Consider the following 14472-nt stretch of genomic DNA (forward strand, 5'->3'; position numbering starts at 1 on the left):
CCATTACTCATCGGCTGGCCACCAATTTGGAGGTGTTACCCGTGAAAACCGCGCTGTGGCTGTATCTGTTTCTGTTCCTGGCCTTCTTTGACCTGCATGCCCAGTATCCTATTCTGACGCCGTTTGCCATGTCTTTGGGAGCAGGACCGGCCTTCATCGGCTGGATGATGGGGATGTATTCGCTGACCCACCTCCCCGGCAACCTGCTGGCCGGTGTCCTGGTTGACCGCAACGGCAGCCGCCGTTACATCGTCTTCGCCCTTACAGCAGCCGGACTAATCCTGCTGCTCCAGGCTCATGCGCAGCTGCCCTGGCATCTGCTGCTGCTGCGCGCAGCGAGCGGCTTCGCACTGGCCTTCCTCTCGCCTGCCTGCATGACCCTGCTGGCCTCCCTCTCGTCCGACCCGGCTACCCAGGGGAAGTACATGTCTGGCCATGGGATCATCCACACGCTGGCCTCTGTGGTCTCACCGGCGGCCGGCGCATTCATCGTTGCCAAGGCCGGTTATTCCGGCACCTTCAGCACCCTGGGCTGGCTGCTGATCGTGACTGGCGTGATGGCTTTCTTCAGCGTCCCGAAGCATTCTCCGGCACTGGCTGTCCACGCACCCGCTCTGCCGCTGCATCACGAGAAAGCAATGAATCCCGTGTCAGCGGAGGCTCCGGTCTCTAAGCGCTACTATCTGCTGCCTTTTTTCGTATCCTGTTCCCAAGGGGTTCTCTTCTTCGAGCTTCCGCTGTCCCAGGGGAGTGAAGGGATGATCTCAACCGGAATTCTGCTGTCGCTGCTCAGCCTGGGGGCACTTCTGACCCTCAGCCTGTTCTTCCTCAACCGGCTGGCACCGGGCATCCGCATTGCCGCCGCGCTGCTGGGAATGGCGATCTGCTTCTTCAGTCTGGCCGCCTTCCGCAGCATCCCGGCCGGAATCGTTCTATTCATGCTGGGCGCAGCCAAAGGCGTGTTATTCCCGGCCATGGCCTCCCTGTTCATCAGTCTGGGCGGGGCCGGGCGGATGGGCCGCACCTTCTCGCTGCAATCCATCGCCATGTCACTGGGGGCATTTGCCGGACCGGTAGCCGCCGGACAGCTCCGGGACTATGTCTCTCCGTACTTTATTGCCTTCGTGCTGCTGATGATAGCTATCCTGCTGCTGCCTCCGGGGAGATCCGGCAAGCTTGCCTCTTATTCTCCAGACTGGAACAGCCATGCAGCCTGATTCCAACCTGATTCCATCCGCATTCGCCAGCAATCACCCGCATTTTTTCTGCCGGGTGATTGTTTGTTTGATCACGTTTGTTTTTACGACATTTCCCGGGGAATGAATACATATTGCTCTCTGAACTGTTAAAATTGGCGAAGCTTAGGTACAATATCGTCATAACCAACTATGATCCGGGAGCTGAGCACATATGTCCATTACCATTATTGTCGAAGGCAAGAATGACCGCAGCCGGCTGAGACGGCTGCTCACGCCGGAGGTCGACATTCTGTGTACTTTCGGCACATTGAACACACTGAAGCTGGAATCACTGCGCCGCACCATCGGTGATGGAGAAGTATACCTGTACATGGACAATGACAGCTCCGGCAAAAAAATCCGCGGCGTGCTGCGCGATGCCTTCCCCGATGCAGTGCATATGTACACCCGGCGGGGTTATGCCGGTGTGGAAGGCACTCCTGACGAGTACAGCATCACCCAGCTCGAAAAAGCCGGTCTTGAGGAATATATTCTATATCCGCAGCCGTTCCAGTAAGAAATACTTGCCCCAATCTATAGTTCAATACCCAAAAACGCCTTGCCAGCCTCTCCTTCTAATGAAGGAGGCTGGGCAAGGCGTTTAGTTTATTCCGGCCACTCTATTCACGGGCCAATTTCTTGACCGTTTCGGCCAGAAACTCCGGAGTCACATTCTCCGTATCCCCGGCATCATATAATCCCCTGAGGCGGTTGGTCCGGTCCACCAGGCCGATGAGGTTGGCATGGGCGAAATCATCCTTACTGTTGCCATAGATCAGAACCTTGAATGATTCAGCAGCCAGCTTGCGGACCTCTTCCTGATCGCCGCGAAGGAAATACCAGCCGTTATAATCAGCATGAAACTTGTCGCCAAATGCCTTAATGGCTTCCCGTGTGTCATTCTCCGGATCGAAGGAAATGGAGACAAACTCAATATCCTTACCGAAGCTGCCATCCTTCACCAGCAGATCCTGCGTCTGCGACAACATGTAGGTAGTAATAGGGCACACATCCGGGCATTCCGTGAAGAAGAAATAGACCAGCCTTGCTGTGCCTGCCGTATCCGCCAGGCTCACCTGCTGTCCATCCACATTCTCCAGAGAGAAGTCTTGTACCTCCCCGATGACCGGCAGCTTCTTATCTCCGAAGCTAAGTGAATTAACAGCCAGATAGACCGCCATAATTACCGCCACCAGCAGCATCAGCCAGGTCCATTTATAGCGTTTCAAGGTCTGCACAGGACGCCCTCCCCATCTATCATATGAATCCGCACACATCAACAGGGTTAATTAGTATTTAACCGTGGATCGTATTCAGTACCAGCACAATCAGACTTATGGTCAGGTAGTTAATGGAGAAGAAGAAATTTTTCTTGGCCCAGGCATCATCATCCTTCGCCTTAAATCCGATTAAGGTTAAATAGAGCCAGGCCAGCGACAAAGCTGACGATACAATCAGATAAAATATCCCTGCATAGTCATACATGTACATCAGTACAGGGATGGGCAGCAGCAGTGCCACATAAGGGATCATCTGGAACTTGGTACGGCGCGTCCCCTTGACCACGGGAAGCAGGGGGAACCCTGCGGCTCTGTACTCCTCTTTGCGGCGGATGCCGAGTGCCCAGAAGTGGGGCGGCTGCCACAGGAAGAGCATGGCGAACAGCAGCCAGGCACCAAGATCCACAGTTCCGGTAACAGCCACATAACCGATCACAGGCGGCATGGCACCGGAGATGGCTCCCACGGAAGTGCTCCAGGTAGATGTTCTTTTGAGCCAAAGGGTATACACTACAACATATACGAACATGCCGACGATACCAAACAGTCCGGCCAGTACACCGCAGAAAGCGAACAGCACAGCCAGACCGGCAATACCCAGCCCGATGCCGTACAGCAGTACTGTCTGAGGCTTCAGCCTTCCTGTAGGCAAGCCCCGCTCACGGGTTCTTTCCATCTTCATATCCAGATCCCGGTCGAAATAATTATTGAAAACACAGGCCGAAGCCATCACCAGCATAGTGCCGAGCAGGGTAAGGATTAAGCGCCCATATTGTACATCCCAGCCTGAAGCCACCCAGTAACCTGCAAAAGCAGCGATCAGATTGGAACGGATAATACCGGGTTTCGTCACCGTAATGAAGTCGCGCCAGCTTGCACCTTCCGGTGGAGACTTGGCAGACATTGATGCGGAATCGGAAGAAGCTTGATATCTCAATTGATTGTCCACGTATGGTGTTCCTCCTTCTAAGGGACTTCTTAACGTTCCGCCGGAGCCTGAGTAACAGTTCGGCTGTATCTGGATAATAATACTGGCTCCGCTATTAACTTTATCATAGCAAACTGGGAAAGACTTTGACAATCATTGACCATGATGTTCATCAATTCGACAATTACGTGACAATATTTATTTCCTCCCCCCTAAATAACTGGACGCTAAATTGGGTAGTTATTAATAGAGAACTTCCGTACAAAGGAGATCTGGCCAATGGATACCGCTACACATTTTGTTATGGGACTGGGACTCGCCGGTCTGTCGTTCGTCGATCCTTCAGTCGCCTCGAACGGGACACTCGCCGGTGCCGTGATGGTCGCTACCGTACTGGCTTCTCAGGCACCGGATGCCGATACTGCGCTGCGGCTGAAGGACAATGCGGTGTATATCCGCAATCACAGGGGAATCACCCATTCCCTGCCCTTTTTACTGCTATGGCCGGCTCTGATCACCGTGGTCATAGGTCCGATCTTCGGATTAACGGATCTTCATGCCTTAAGCCATATCGCGCTTTGGAGCTTCATCGGCGTTGCCATCCATGTGTTCTCGGATCTGTTCAACACCTATGGGACTCAGGCGGCACGCCCGTTCACAGAAAAATGGATTGCCTGGAATATTATCCATATCTTCGATCCGTTCATCTTCGGCAGCCATGCAGCTGCGATCATTCTCTGGATCAGCGGGATTGTGCCCCCGGCGCCCTTGTTCATTACCCTGTATGCAAGCATCGTCTTATATTACATCTGGCGGACGCTCGTGCATGCACGCATCACACGAAATATTAAGAACAAAGATGCGCACCATAATGCCGGTGACCGGTACTTCGTCATTCCTACGATTTCGCCTACCCGCTGGAATGTAGTCAAAGCCAAGCCGGACGGCAGCTACAATGTCGGGCTGCTGAACAATGGCAAGCTGGAATGGTTCAAGCATGCGGTGTGCTCCACTCACCCCGCTGTGGAACATTCGAAATCCCATCCGGATATTCAGGCTTTTCTGTACTTCACCTCTTATGCCGTCGCCGAGGTTGAAGAGCTGCCCTCTGGTTATATTGTACGCTGGGGGGATGTTCGTTATTTACACCGTAAGCAATTCCCGTTTGTTGCAGTACTGGTAATGGACAACCAGTATCATCCGCTCAATACTTATGTAGGCTGGCTCAGCAGTGAGAAGTTGGATGAGCGCTTCGCCATTGATCCGGGAACAGTTAAAACCTAGCAGCGCAAACAAGGCATAACCTGAAGATGGATGGCATCCGCCCATGCGGATGCCATCTTTTTAATTTATACGGGCAATGAGTTTAAGTTCACCTGTATGGTCAGCCGGGATGCTATGAATGTTGTATATATTACAACTCTGAGCCTTAGAAACCGGGGTGACTTTAAGAATTGTTGTATGAAATGCAGGAATTCGCCCGCTTAGGGGCTATGGAGGAGGAGAAATGCTGCCTTTTGTGCAACAATTTTCGATTGGGGCGATTTAATAAAAGGAAATGTTGTATTCTGTGCAGGATTTCGTCAACGGAACTTTACTGGATTCCTGCCTTCAATTTTATTCCAAACCTTGCCGACCCTTGACGCCCGGGACCGCATAGGGCACAATCACAATAAAGCGGTTACAGCTTATAACAGTTAACTGTATGAATTAAAAATCCCGAAATGCAGAAGCACTCCGGGAAAACTGACTCCAACGCTATTTGAGCAGAAAGGAAGCTGGAACATATGGGTAAAGGTCTGTCACTGTGGTTCGCCTGCTCTTCAATTCTCATACTTACTGCGGCATCCATTTCAATCAGCTATAATATCTGGCTGGCGCTGCTGCTCGGTGCACTGTGTGTGCTCAACATCGGCTGGGGCTTCATCATCAAAGCCAGGCTGAGACGCAAGGCCGAGAGCAAGCTGCCCTCCTCTTAACGGTAAGGCAGGAAGCCCATCCGTTCCTTCACGCCTTCCAGCGTCCGGGCAGCATTATTGCGCGCACTTTCGGCTCCTTGAGCCAGAATATCGCCAAGCATACCGGAGCTGCGGATCTCATGGTATCTCTGCTGGAGCGGTTCAAGCAGGGCGACAACGACTTCGCCGAGCTCTTTTTTGAACCCTCCGTACATTTGTCCTTCATACTTGTCTGCAATCTGCTGCAGGCTCATTCCCGAGCACTCGGCATAAATGCTCATCAGGTTGCTGATCTCAGGCTTGTTCGCCGGATCAAATACCACTTCGCGTCCTGAATCTGTGGTTGCGCGGCTGATCTTTTTGCGGATGACATCCGGCGGATCCAGCAGGCCGATTCTGCTGCCGGCATTAGGGTCGCTTTTGCTCATTTTTTTGGTCCCGTCATCCAGAGACATAATCCGTGCTCCAACTTCAGGAATATACGGTTCCGGAATGGTGAAGAAATCACCGAAACGGTGATTGAAGCGTCCCGCCAAGTCGCGGGTCAGCTCCAGATGCTGCTTCTGGTCTTCACCCACCGGCACCAGATCGGCGTTGTAAACCAGGATATCCGCAGCCATCAGCGATGGATACACGAACAATCCGGCTCCTACAGATTCTTTACCTGCCGATTTATCCTTAAACTGGGTCATCCGTTCAAGCTCACCCATAGCAGTCAGCGTCGTCAGAATCCATCCCAGCTCAGCATGCTGAGGCACGTGGGACTGCATGTAGACATGGGAGATAGCAGGGTCAATGCCTGCAGCCAGATACAATGCAGCTACCGATTCCGAATTCTCACGGAGTGCAGCGGGATCCTGGGCAACCGTAATGGCATGCAGGTCCACCACCATGAAGAAGCACTCATATTCCTTTTGCAGCTTGACGAAATTCTTGATCGCTCCGATATAATTTCCGAGTGTGAGCGAACCGCTGGGCTGAATCCCCGATAATACTTTTTTTGCCATGATCTTATCCTCCATCATCTGTGTATATTCCGTTTGCGCGTGAACGCAAAAAGGCCCCACATCCGCAAGGGACGTGAGACCGTGGTACCACCCTTATTCGCCGCTAACCGTTACCCCTGGGGGCAGGCAAGCAGCCTTGGCTTCCGTTAACGGGGAAGAGCCGGCCGGTCTACTGAAGGCTTATGCAGCCTGTTCGATCGCGGCGCTCAAGGGTCCATTCGGTCAGAGGTGCACCACCGGTTCACATCAGCCACCGGCTTTCTGAAGGTACAGTCTATGCTTACTTGTCCCTGTCATCACGTTGTTGTCATTCATTGTTGCCTTCATCATAGAGCGTGCCGGAGAAGTTGTCAAATCCCTAACTACCGCCGAATAAATCTGGTATGATAAGGATATTCGTGTATGATCTGATTACAGTTTATCAAAGGAGCATATCTCTTATGAAACAGGTGACCAAAGGGCAGTGGAACGGTTATGATACGTACATTTTGCATAGCCGCGAGCTGGAAGTCACGCTTTTGCCCCGGCTGGGAAACAACGTAATTTCCTTATGGGACCGCAAGGAGGAGCGGCAAATCCTGCGCCAGCCTGATGAAAGCGACTTGGCTTTTTATATTCAGAAACCTTATCACTTCGGCATTCCGCTTCTAGTACCGCCCGGGCGTATACGAAACGGGCAATTCGCCTTCGACGGCATCAGCTACCAGTTTGACCGGAATTCAGGCGACCATCATATTCACGGTCTTCACCGCACACAAGCCTGGTGTGTCAGCGATATTGAAGAGGATGAGGAAGGCTGCACGGTAACGACCGAATTCACAACTACGGATGATGCAGAGTGGATCAGGCAATTTCCCGAGCCGCTGAAGCTTGAGATGACATTCCGCCTGCAGGGGCCAGAGCTGGTGCAGACACTCAAGGTTACTCACCTCGGCAGAAGGCGCATTCCATTTGGTATCGGCTATCATACATGGTTTATGCTTGACGGCGCACCTGAGCGCTGGAGTGTAACTCTCCCTGTTCAAGGCGTCTATGAGCTGAATAATGAGCTTCTGCCCAGCGGGCAATTATTGCCGCTCGGTGAACTTGATGCTCTTAACAGCCATATGAACCTTCAAGGAACGAATCTGGATACTGCCCTGCGGATCGGCGATCAGCAGCCTGCTGAGGCCTTCCTGATGCGCGATGACGGCTACGGACTGCGTTATTCGGTGGACAAGGATGTATTCCGTCACTGGGTCCTCTATACCAAAGGAGAAGCTGACCAGTTCCTCTGCATTGAACCGCTCACCTGGCTTCCGGATGCGCCGAATCTTCAGCAGGACGCTTCCTTCACCGGTATTGTTACGCTTGAACCGGGCCAGACGCTGGTCCTCGGCAGCAGCCTGCAGATGATTTATCCCGGCCAATAAATTTCATATAATTACCATCCTCTAAACCTTCGAAATTCGTGCATGAATTCTCCCCCTAGCGCTCATACTATCTTCACAACGGGCGAAGGAGGTGAACACACATGGGTCAAGCAGGTCAACAAGGTCGTGGTAGCCGTTCTAACAACCTGGTCGTTCCTCAAGCGAATGCAGCGCTGCAGCAGTTGAAATATGAAGCAGCACAAGAGCTTGGAGTAACTATCCCGGCTGACGGTTATTATGGGAACTACACTTCCCGCGAAACCGGTTCTTTGGGAGGATACATCACCAAACGTCTGGTGCAACTGGCAGAGCAACAACTGTCCGGTCGTTCGTAGTAGCAGCCTTATCATAAGTATCCGGCCAGGCCTCATGGCTTAGGCCGAGCAGCTTCCCAGCCCTCCCGCGCTTCTCGTCGAAGCGCAGGGGGGCTTTTATATTGATATGCAGGGATATGTACACTCAGGCAATCAACCAAAGGACTGGTCGGAGACATCGCCATGGTTGCTGCGGGGGTAGCGGATCATCAGGTTGGCCATATTGTAATTAGACTCCAGCGTCGCATCAACCACCACCATGCCCTGGCGGACGGCAAATTCGTAACTGATCTCGCCATGGGTCCAGCGCTTCTTGTACTTCAGGCTCTCCAGAGCCATCACCCGGAAAGAGGATTGCTGACCGGCAGTCAGCCCTTCCTGCTCCGCCGCAAAGCTCCCGCTGCGCCCGGCAAGCGGGTTATGGCGTATGCCGAACTTACCGATGACATTATTCCTGATTTGCACAAATACGGTGCCGGACGTCAATCCTGACAATTCCTCCTGCAGTTCCTTAAATACCAGATCGATTTGTCTTGCCAGCGATAGTTGTTCCGTCCTAAGCATATATTTCCTCCTAAAAGTTTTGTGGGTGATACAACTTCCATGATTCAGCTTCACAAAACCCGCTTCGTAAGCCATCACTTAAGTTTTGTGGGTGATATTACAGAGCAGCAAAAGTATCAATCTAACAGCCCTTATATAAGGCTTTAGGCACATTATAGGTCACTAATTAAATGCATACAACATTATCCAACATAATTGGGTTATTATCCCTACAAATGCGCAATTTTCTTAATTTCATCCGCTAAATCCATCCTTTTGTCGCCCTATTTCGACAAAAACCCAATATAAAAAGACCCCGTTTCCGGGGTCTTTGCGTATTCATACCGCATTCTGCAGCTAAAGTTTTACTGCAAAAAATCCAATTCGCCTTATTTCCGACAAATTCTTAGGCCAGATGCTCTGTCATTTCCAGGAATTCACTAATATCGGCAGCAATCAAATCTGCAGCGCCCTGCCAGAAGTCCGGTTTGGACAAGTCTACGCCCAGGTGTTTCGACACCAGATTCTCCAGTGTCATGACTCCGGTATCCTTGAGCAGGCTGTCATATTTATCGGCAAAGGATGCACCTTCCTGCAAAGCAAGCCGGTACAGTCCTGTACTGAACATATATCCAACGGTATACGGGAAGTTGTAGAACGGCACGTCCGTGATATAGAAATGAAGCTTGGAGGCCCAGAAATGCGGGTGATACTCAGAGAGCACACCGCAGAAGGCTTCCTTCTGCGCTTCTTCCATCAAGGCAGACAATTCTTCTGCACTTACCAGACCCTGTTTACGCTTCTCATAGAAGCGGGTCTCGAAGAGGAAGCGGGCATGAATATTCATGAAGAACGCTACGCTGTTCTGAATCTTCGCTTCCAGCAGCGCCAGCTTCTCCTCAGCGTTGCCAGCGGATTTCACCTGTGCATCAGCCACAATGACTTCGGCAAAGGTGGAGGCTGTCTCGGCCACATTCATGGCATAGTTCTGATTGAACAGCGGCTGGTCATCCAGCAGGAACGAATGGTAGGCATGACCCAGCTCATGTGCGAGCGTCGATACATTGGACGGTGTGCCGCTGTAGGTCATAAAGATGCGCGACTCTTTACTCTCCGGGAACGATACGCAGAACCCCCCGGGGCGTTTGGCCGCACGGTCCTCGACCTCGATCCAGTCATTGTCGAAAGCACGCTCGGCGAAATCCGCCATCTTCGGACTGAATTTGCGGAACTGGGTAACGATGTCAGCTGCCGCCTGCTCATAAGGAATTTTGCCGGAGGACTTGCCGACAGGCGCTTCCACATCAACCCAGGCCAGAGATTCAAGGCCAAGAAGCTTCGCTTTGCGCTGCAGGTAGGACACAATCACGGGCTTGTTCTTCGTAATAACCTCCCACATCACATCCAGCGATTCACGCGTCATCCGGTTAATGCCAAGCGGCTCCTTCAGCACATCCTCCCAGCCGCGGCCTTTGTACAGCTTCAGGCGGAATCCGGCCAGATGATTAAGGGTATCCGCACAATAATCAGCAGCGCCGCCCCAGGCCTCTTCCCACTTGCGGAACATGGTGCTGCGGACTTCAGGGTCCTCGTCATCCAGCTTATTGAAGGCTTGCCCGGCAGACAACAGCTTCTGGCCATCCCCGTCTTCAAAAGGAATCTGGATCGAACCTACGATGGTTTCGTAGTGTTCACTCCAGCCATGGTATCCGTCAACAGCCAGTTCAAGCGCGAGGCTCTCAAGCTCCGGACTCATCTTCTCACGGGCCAGATCGCGGCTCTCACTAAGTACGAAATTAAGCGGGGCAATCTCCGGCCGGGCCATCCACTCGGCCCACACCCCGTCGGCGGTCTGGCGCAGCACGTTGTCGAATGCAGAGCTGACGCCCTCGAATCCGGCGCGCATGCCTGTCACCTTAGACGACAGCCTTACAGCACCTTTGTCCTGCTGGTTCTGGGCTCCCAGACAGCCGGTAAATTCCGCAGCCTGCGTGAGGCGTCCGGCACAGCTCTGCAGCAGTTCAATCACACTGTCCAGCGATTTGGTGGAGGCTGCATCGGCAGGCGCAACTGCCGCGGCGACCTGCTGGCGTAAACTTTCAATGTCGGCTTCCAATTGGTTCAGAAAGCTCTCAAACTGGGGAGAGGCGGAGCCTCCCGGGAAAATGGATTCCAGTTCCCATGTCAGTGATAAAGGCTGTTTCATGTATTCTCACCATTCCTTTGTTCATATTGGTTTTCTTTGTATTTGTGCTACAGCCATGGTAAAGTGAATTACGATAGTCCACCAATGTTAAGGAGGCCACCCTTGTGAAGCCACTGCAAATTTCGCCGGAAACGGCCATTACGCTGTCCAAACAACTCGGCGTTCCGCTGGAACACCTGATGCATATGCCTCAACATATACTGCTGCAAAAAATCGCTGAATTATCCAAGAAGGCAAGCACGGAGCCTGCCGGAGGCAGCGCATCTGAACCGTCTCCAGAGCAGGACAAGCAATGATTCCCTTCAGCCATACCTGGCCTTATGATATTATTCTGGGAGACATGTACGTACAATACTGCCCGTTCTGCGACCAGGAGAATGTGCTTCTGCCTATGAAGCCCAAAGAGCTGCAAATCGTGCGTGACGGCAAAAAAAAGCTGCTGGTCTTCCCCTGCTGCAGTGCCAGCCCCACGGTCATCGACAATGACGGGGACTATCTGCTGTTTGACCGGGCTGTCCGCTGAGCAGCAAAAGACAGCTTACAGGTTCAAGTCACCAAATACAGGCGTACGAAGAGTCTTCTCTTCTACGCCTTTTTTGGGCCCGGGACTCAGCGGTCCGACATCCAGACCCCTCTGCACGGTTCTCTATGTAGCTGACGGAAGCCCGTCCGGATCAATATCCTCTCCGCGCATCTGCTCGCGCAGAATAGCCCACTGTTCACGTGAAGCGCGGATCATAGCCGCATCTACAATTCTCTGGTCATTAATCACACGGGAGAACCACCTTACAGCCACAGTGAAATCGCCGACACGGCGGTTAAGCTCCCCGATCAGATACATCAGACGGGCATCATTTCCTCCCGATGAATCATTCTCGAACACCTTCACATACTCATCAAGCGAGTAACGCAAGAAACGCTGTTCCTGTACCGTATCCCCTTGATAGCGGTATAGCCAGGCAATATGGTGGAGCAGACTCGCAATAATCCGTTCCTTGTCCTTGATGCTTTGTGCGCAGATCAGGGCCAGCTTGTAAGTTTCAAGAGCTACCTCCCAGCTGCGCTTCTCCCCGAAGTCACGGGCTTTCCAGCGTCTGCCCACCTGCGCTTCAAAAGATTTGCGCTGCCATTCCACCAGCTTGTCTGCTGAGTTCTCCGTGGATGCGAATCCGCACTTCGGACAGACTCGTACAACATAATAGTCAGGGTTCTCATCCTTGTAATATGAGCAGAAGTCAGCATCACGGCGGATGGCTTTTTTGAGGCTGGGACGGACTCTTGATGTTGAGAATTCATGTTCACAGTTGCAGCATACAACCTTAATTGAGTATAGGGGGATTAATTCCGGCAAAATGCCCTCATCCTTTCACAACAACTCTTATTCATGGGGCATATTGACAAAATGATGCGCAGGGCCCGCCAGCCGGCTGAGCACGAACGAACGCAGAGGCTCTTCCACACCGGTCTCTTCCAGGGCGGCCTTCATACAGTTCAGCCAATCATCCGCCCGTTCCGGAGTGATGGGAATATACATATGCCTGGCTCTCATCATGGGATGGCCGTGCTGCTCCGAATAAAGTGCAGGACCGCCGAAGAACTGGCTTAGAAACTGATATTGCTTCTCCAGTACAGGAGTAATATCTTCAGGAAATAACGGACTCAGCTGCGGGTGGAGCTGTACCTTGGAGTAGAACACTTCCACCAGACGATGAACTCCCTCGGCACCTCCCAGGTTGTTAAACAGACTCTCATTCGGATTCATTGGAGGCTTCAGCCTTCTTCCCTGTTAATCTGACAAGCAGTTATTATATTATACCAAAAAACAAGCTCCACAGTTATCCCTGCCTTAAGACATGCATCCTGCCCGGGAAAGCAAGCGGAAACAGCTGGATTACCTATAGCGAAAAACCTATAATATCTTAGTTTTGAAATAAAAATCAGGACAAAAAAAGGCGCCAAACCTAAGTTCAGCGCTCGTTAACATCGCAAGTCAGTACGTTCTAAATTCTTCATCACCAGGCGGGACAAGAGAGACCCGGATTACATATACAAAAGCACAAACGAGAACTCCGGCAACTACACTCATCACCATCACTCCATCCCTTAAATCAATCTTGATAAGATGTGCATTAATTAATTTTATAATATCATAATTCCGGTGAAAAAGCACCGGTAAATGTAACCGCTTTCTGCGTTTTTTTGTGCTGTTTGTCCCTCTTCCGGCATACAACTAAGCATAGAATTGGAGGTGCCATTTATGACACTGAACAAAATTGCCAGCCCGCTGCTCGGCATCGTACTGGCGGGCTGCATGCTGCTGATGCTGCTCCATCCGTCCAGCTCTCTGGATGCGGCACTGCGCGGGCTGGCCGTCTGGTGGGACGTGCTGTTTCCTTCGCTGTTCCCCTTCTTCGTCATCTCCGAAATTATGCTGGGCTTTGGCATCGTCCACCTCTTCGGGGCGTTGCTTGATCCGCTTATGCGCCCGCTCTTCAATATACCCGGCAGCGGCGGATTCGTAGCTGCCATGGGATATGTGTCAGGATATCCCGTCGGGGCCAAATTAACCGCCAAGCTGCGGGAACAGGGAATGATCAGCAAGGTGGAAGGGGAACGGCTGGTGGCCTTCACTACTTCCTCAGACCCTATTTTTCTGCTTGGCGCCGTGTCCGTCGGTTTCTTTCATGATGCCTCCCTCGGGCTTATCCTTGCCCTTGCCCATTACGGGGGCGGATTCATCGTCGGCCTGCTAATGTCCTTTCATGGCCGCAGCAGACCTGAGAACTCCGGGACAGTGCCCTCTGCGCCCGCAGATCCCTCGGCTGCAGCCCCGCCCGGGAGAGGTTACGGCAGACTGCGCACCGCGATGAATGCCATGGCTGAAGCCCGCCGCAAAGACGGCAGAAGTCTCGGCGAACTGCTGAGGAATGCAATCCAGTCCTCGCTGCAGCTTATTATTGTCGTTGGAGGGCTGGTTGTATTCTTCAATGTGCTGATGGAGCTGCTCGCCCGAGCCGGAATTATGTCCATGCTGTTCAGTACCGCCGGCCATCTGCTGTCACTTGCCGGATTCCCGCAGGGACTCTCGGCCGCTCTGGTCAGCGGGTTATTCGAGGTGACACTCGGCGCCCGCTCGGCGGGAGAAGCCGCCGCAGGAATTCCGCTGCAGTTCAAGGTGGCTGCTGCAGCGTTCATCCTCTCCTGGGGAGGATTATCCGTGCATGCCCAGGTAGCCAGTATTCTGAATGGCTCCGGACTGCGTTACCTGCCCTTCATGGCTGCCCGTTTGGTACATGCCCTGCTCTCTGCCGGGCTTGTCCTTCTGCTCTGGAAGCCGGTGGTCAGCTCAGGACTCGCTGTGCAGTGGAGTGCGCTGCCTGCCGCCTCCGGTCTGGCCTCGCCGGATTCCGGCCTGATCAGCAGCATCAGTCTGCTCGGCCTGCTGCTGGCCTTCATGCTTGTGCTGTCGCTGCTGATGCTGCTGGCGGGCAAGCTGCGGCGTTTTTAATGATTCAAATATTGTGTTCCGGGTCAAGATTGATTATGATCGGTGTATGACTGAATTATACAAAGGAGCCTGTACATC

The 14472-nt window shown here is 52.6% G+C and carries 16 protein-coding genes; 9 read left to right on the forward strand and 7 right to left on the reverse strand.

The annotated features are described in order from the left end of the window. Positions 1–41 precede the first annotated feature (41 nt). Both PBOR_RS29005 and PBOR_RS29010 read left to right on the forward strand, forming a co-directional pair. On the forward strand, positions 42–1217 hold the full coding sequence (locus PBOR_RS29005; protein ID WP_042217324.1) for an MFS transporter: 1176 nt from the start codon (positions 42–44) through the stop codon (positions 1215–1217). A gap of 193 nt (positions 1218–1410) precedes the next feature. Next, positions 1411–1755: a DNA primase gene (locus PBOR_RS29010; protein ID WP_042217326.1), complete on the forward strand. Its 345-nt coding sequence runs from the start codon at positions 1411–1413 to the stop codon at positions 1753–1755. A 103-nt stretch (positions 1756–1858) separates the two neighbouring features. Here the strand turns inward: PBOR_RS29010 and PBOR_RS29015 are convergent, their stop codons facing one another. Together PBOR_RS29015 and cyoE are read right to left on the reverse strand one after the other, a co-directional pair. Then, positions 1859–2476, reverse strand: a complete 618-nt coding sequence (locus PBOR_RS29015; protein WP_099052501.1) for an SCO family protein — start codon at positions 2474–2476, stop codon at positions 1859–1861. A gap of 58 nt (positions 2477–2534) precedes the next feature. Next, positions 2535–3467, reverse strand: coding sequence for a heme o synthase (gene cyoE, locus PBOR_RS29020; RefSeq protein WP_042217328.1), 933 nt, complete (start codon positions 3465–3467; stop codon positions 2535–2537). Positions 3468–3725: 258 nt separating this feature from the next. Here cyoE and PBOR_RS29025 point away from each other — a divergent pair, with 258 nt between their 5' ends. Further along, positions 3726–4730 carry a metal-dependent hydrolase gene (locus tag PBOR_RS29025; protein WP_042217330.1) on the forward strand — a complete coding sequence of 335 codons (1005 nt, stop codon included), beginning with the start codon at positions 3726–3728 and terminating at the stop codon, positions 4728–4730. Positions 4731–5233: 503 nt separating this feature from the next. After that, positions 5234–5425, forward strand: coding sequence for a hypothetical protein (locus tag PBOR_RS29030; RefSeq protein ID WP_042217332.1), 192 nt, complete (start codon positions 5234–5236; stop codon positions 5423–5425). On the opposite strand, the gene trpS is transcribed toward PBOR_RS29030, so the two are convergent. Beyond that, positions 5422–6411: a tryptophan--tRNA ligase gene (gene trpS, locus PBOR_RS29035; protein ID WP_042217334.1), complete on the reverse strand. Its 990-nt coding sequence runs from the start codon at positions 6409–6411 to the stop codon at positions 5422–5424. The genes PBOR_RS29030 and trpS overlap by 4 nt on opposite strands. A gap of 440 nt (positions 6412–6851) precedes the next feature. Between trpS and PBOR_RS29040 the strand changes: the two genes are divergently transcribed. Next, positions 6852–7823: an aldose 1-epimerase gene (locus PBOR_RS29040; RefSeq protein WP_042217335.1), complete on the forward strand. Its 972-nt coding sequence runs from the start codon at positions 6852–6854 to the stop codon at positions 7821–7823. Between the two features lie 101 nt (positions 7824–7924). After that, positions 7925–8158, forward strand: coding sequence for an alpha/beta-type small acid-soluble spore protein (locus tag PBOR_RS29045; protein WP_039307200.1), 234 nt, complete (start codon positions 7925–7927; stop codon positions 8156–8158). A 132-nt stretch (positions 8159–8290) separates the two neighbouring features. Here the strand turns inward: PBOR_RS29045 and PBOR_RS29050 are convergent, their stop codons facing one another. Both PBOR_RS29050 and PBOR_RS29055 read right to left on the reverse strand, forming a co-directional pair. Next, on the reverse strand, positions 8291–8701 hold the full coding sequence (locus PBOR_RS29050) for a hypothetical protein (RefSeq protein WP_042217336.1): 411 nt from the start codon (positions 8699–8701) through the stop codon (positions 8291–8293). 385 nt (positions 8702–9086) lie between these two features. Further along, on the reverse strand, positions 9087–10886 hold the full coding sequence (locus tag PBOR_RS29055) for a M3 family oligoendopeptidase (RefSeq protein WP_042217337.1): 1800 nt from the start codon (positions 10884–10886) through the stop codon (positions 9087–9089). 104 nt (positions 10887–10990) lie between these two features. On the opposite strand from PBOR_RS29055, the gene PBOR_RS29060 reads away from it, so the two are divergent. Further along, on the forward strand, positions 10991–11182 hold the full coding sequence (locus PBOR_RS29060) for a YycC family protein (RefSeq protein ID WP_042217338.1): 192 nt from the start codon (positions 10991–10993) through the stop codon (positions 11180–11182). Next, positions 11179–11409 carry a hypothetical protein gene (locus PBOR_RS29065; RefSeq protein ID WP_039307194.1) on the forward strand — a complete coding sequence of 77 codons (231 nt, stop codon included), beginning with the start codon at positions 11179–11181 and terminating at the stop codon, positions 11407–11409. Before PBOR_RS29060 ends, PBOR_RS29065 begins: the two co-directional genes overlap by 4 nt. A gap of 123 nt (positions 11410–11532) precedes the next feature. Here PBOR_RS29065 and PBOR_RS29070 read toward each other — a convergent pair whose 3' ends face one another. Together PBOR_RS29070 and PBOR_RS29075 are read right to left on the reverse strand one after the other, a co-directional pair. Further along, positions 11533–12237, reverse strand: a complete 705-nt coding sequence (locus tag PBOR_RS29070) for a DUF2225 domain-containing protein (RefSeq protein WP_042217339.1) — start codon at positions 12235–12237, stop codon at positions 11533–11535. Positions 12238–12264: 27 nt separating this feature from the next. Continuing rightward, positions 12265–12648, reverse strand: coding sequence for a globin domain-containing protein (locus tag PBOR_RS29075; RefSeq protein ID WP_042217340.1), 384 nt, complete (start codon positions 12646–12648; stop codon positions 12265–12267). 495 nt (positions 12649–13143) lie between these two features. Between PBOR_RS29075 and ylbJ the strand changes: the two genes are divergently transcribed. Further along, positions 13144–14394, forward strand: coding sequence for a sporulation integral membrane protein YlbJ (ylbJ, locus tag PBOR_RS29080; protein ID WP_042217341.1), 1251 nt, complete (start codon positions 13144–13146; stop codon positions 14392–14394). Positions 14395–14472 lie beyond the last annotated feature (78 nt).

It is taken from the genome of Paenibacillus borealis (genome assembly GCF_000758665.1).
Taxonomy (GTDB): Bacteria; Bacillota; Bacilli; order Paenibacillales; family Paenibacillaceae; genus Paenibacillus_AQ; species Paenibacillus_AQ borealis.

What these genes read in the sequence shown, in the direction of transcription:
- PBOR_RS29010 (WP_042217326.1), top strand. Translation starts at nt 1,411, where the DNA reads ATGTCCATTACCATTATTGTCGAAGGCAAGAATGACCGCAGCCGGCTG.
- PBOR_RS29025 (WP_042217330.1), top strand. Translation starts at nt 3,726, where the DNA reads ATGGATACCGCTACACATTTTGTTATGGGACTGGGACTCGCCGGTCTG.
- PBOR_RS29030 (WP_042217332.1), top strand. Translation starts at nt 5,234, where the DNA reads ATGGGTAAAGGTCTGTCACTGTGGTTCGCCTGCTCTTCAATTCTCATA.
- trpS (WP_042217334.1), bottom strand. Translation starts at nt 6,411, where the DNA reads ATGGCAAAAAAAGTATTATCGGGGATTCAGCCCAGCGGTTCGCTCACA.
- PBOR_RS29040 (WP_042217335.1), top strand. Translation starts at nt 6,852, where the DNA reads ATGAAACAGGTGACCAAAGGGCAGTGGAACGGTTATGATACGTACATT.
- PBOR_RS29045 (WP_039307200.1), top strand. Translation starts at nt 7,925, where the DNA reads ATGGGTCAAGCAGGTCAACAAGGTCGTGGTAGCCGTTCTAACAACCTG.
- PBOR_RS29050 (WP_042217336.1), bottom strand. Translation starts at nt 8,701, where the DNA reads ATGCTTAGGACGGAACAACTATCGCTGGCAAGACAAATCGATCTGGTA.
- PBOR_RS29055 (WP_042217337.1), bottom strand. Translation starts at nt 10,886, where the DNA reads ATGAAACAGCCTTTATCACTGACATGGGAACTGGAATCCATTTTCCCG.
- PBOR_RS29065 (WP_039307194.1), top strand. Translation starts at nt 11,179, where the DNA reads ATGATTCCCTTCAGCCATACCTGGCCTTATGATATTATTCTGGGAGAC.
- PBOR_RS29075 (WP_042217340.1), bottom strand. Translation starts at nt 12,648, where the DNA reads ATGAATCCGAATGAGAGTCTGTTTAACAACCTGGGAGGTGCCGAGGGA.
- ylbJ (WP_042217341.1), top strand. Translation starts at nt 13,144, where the DNA reads ATGACACTGAACAAAATTGCCAGCCCGCTGCTCGGCATCGTACTGGCG.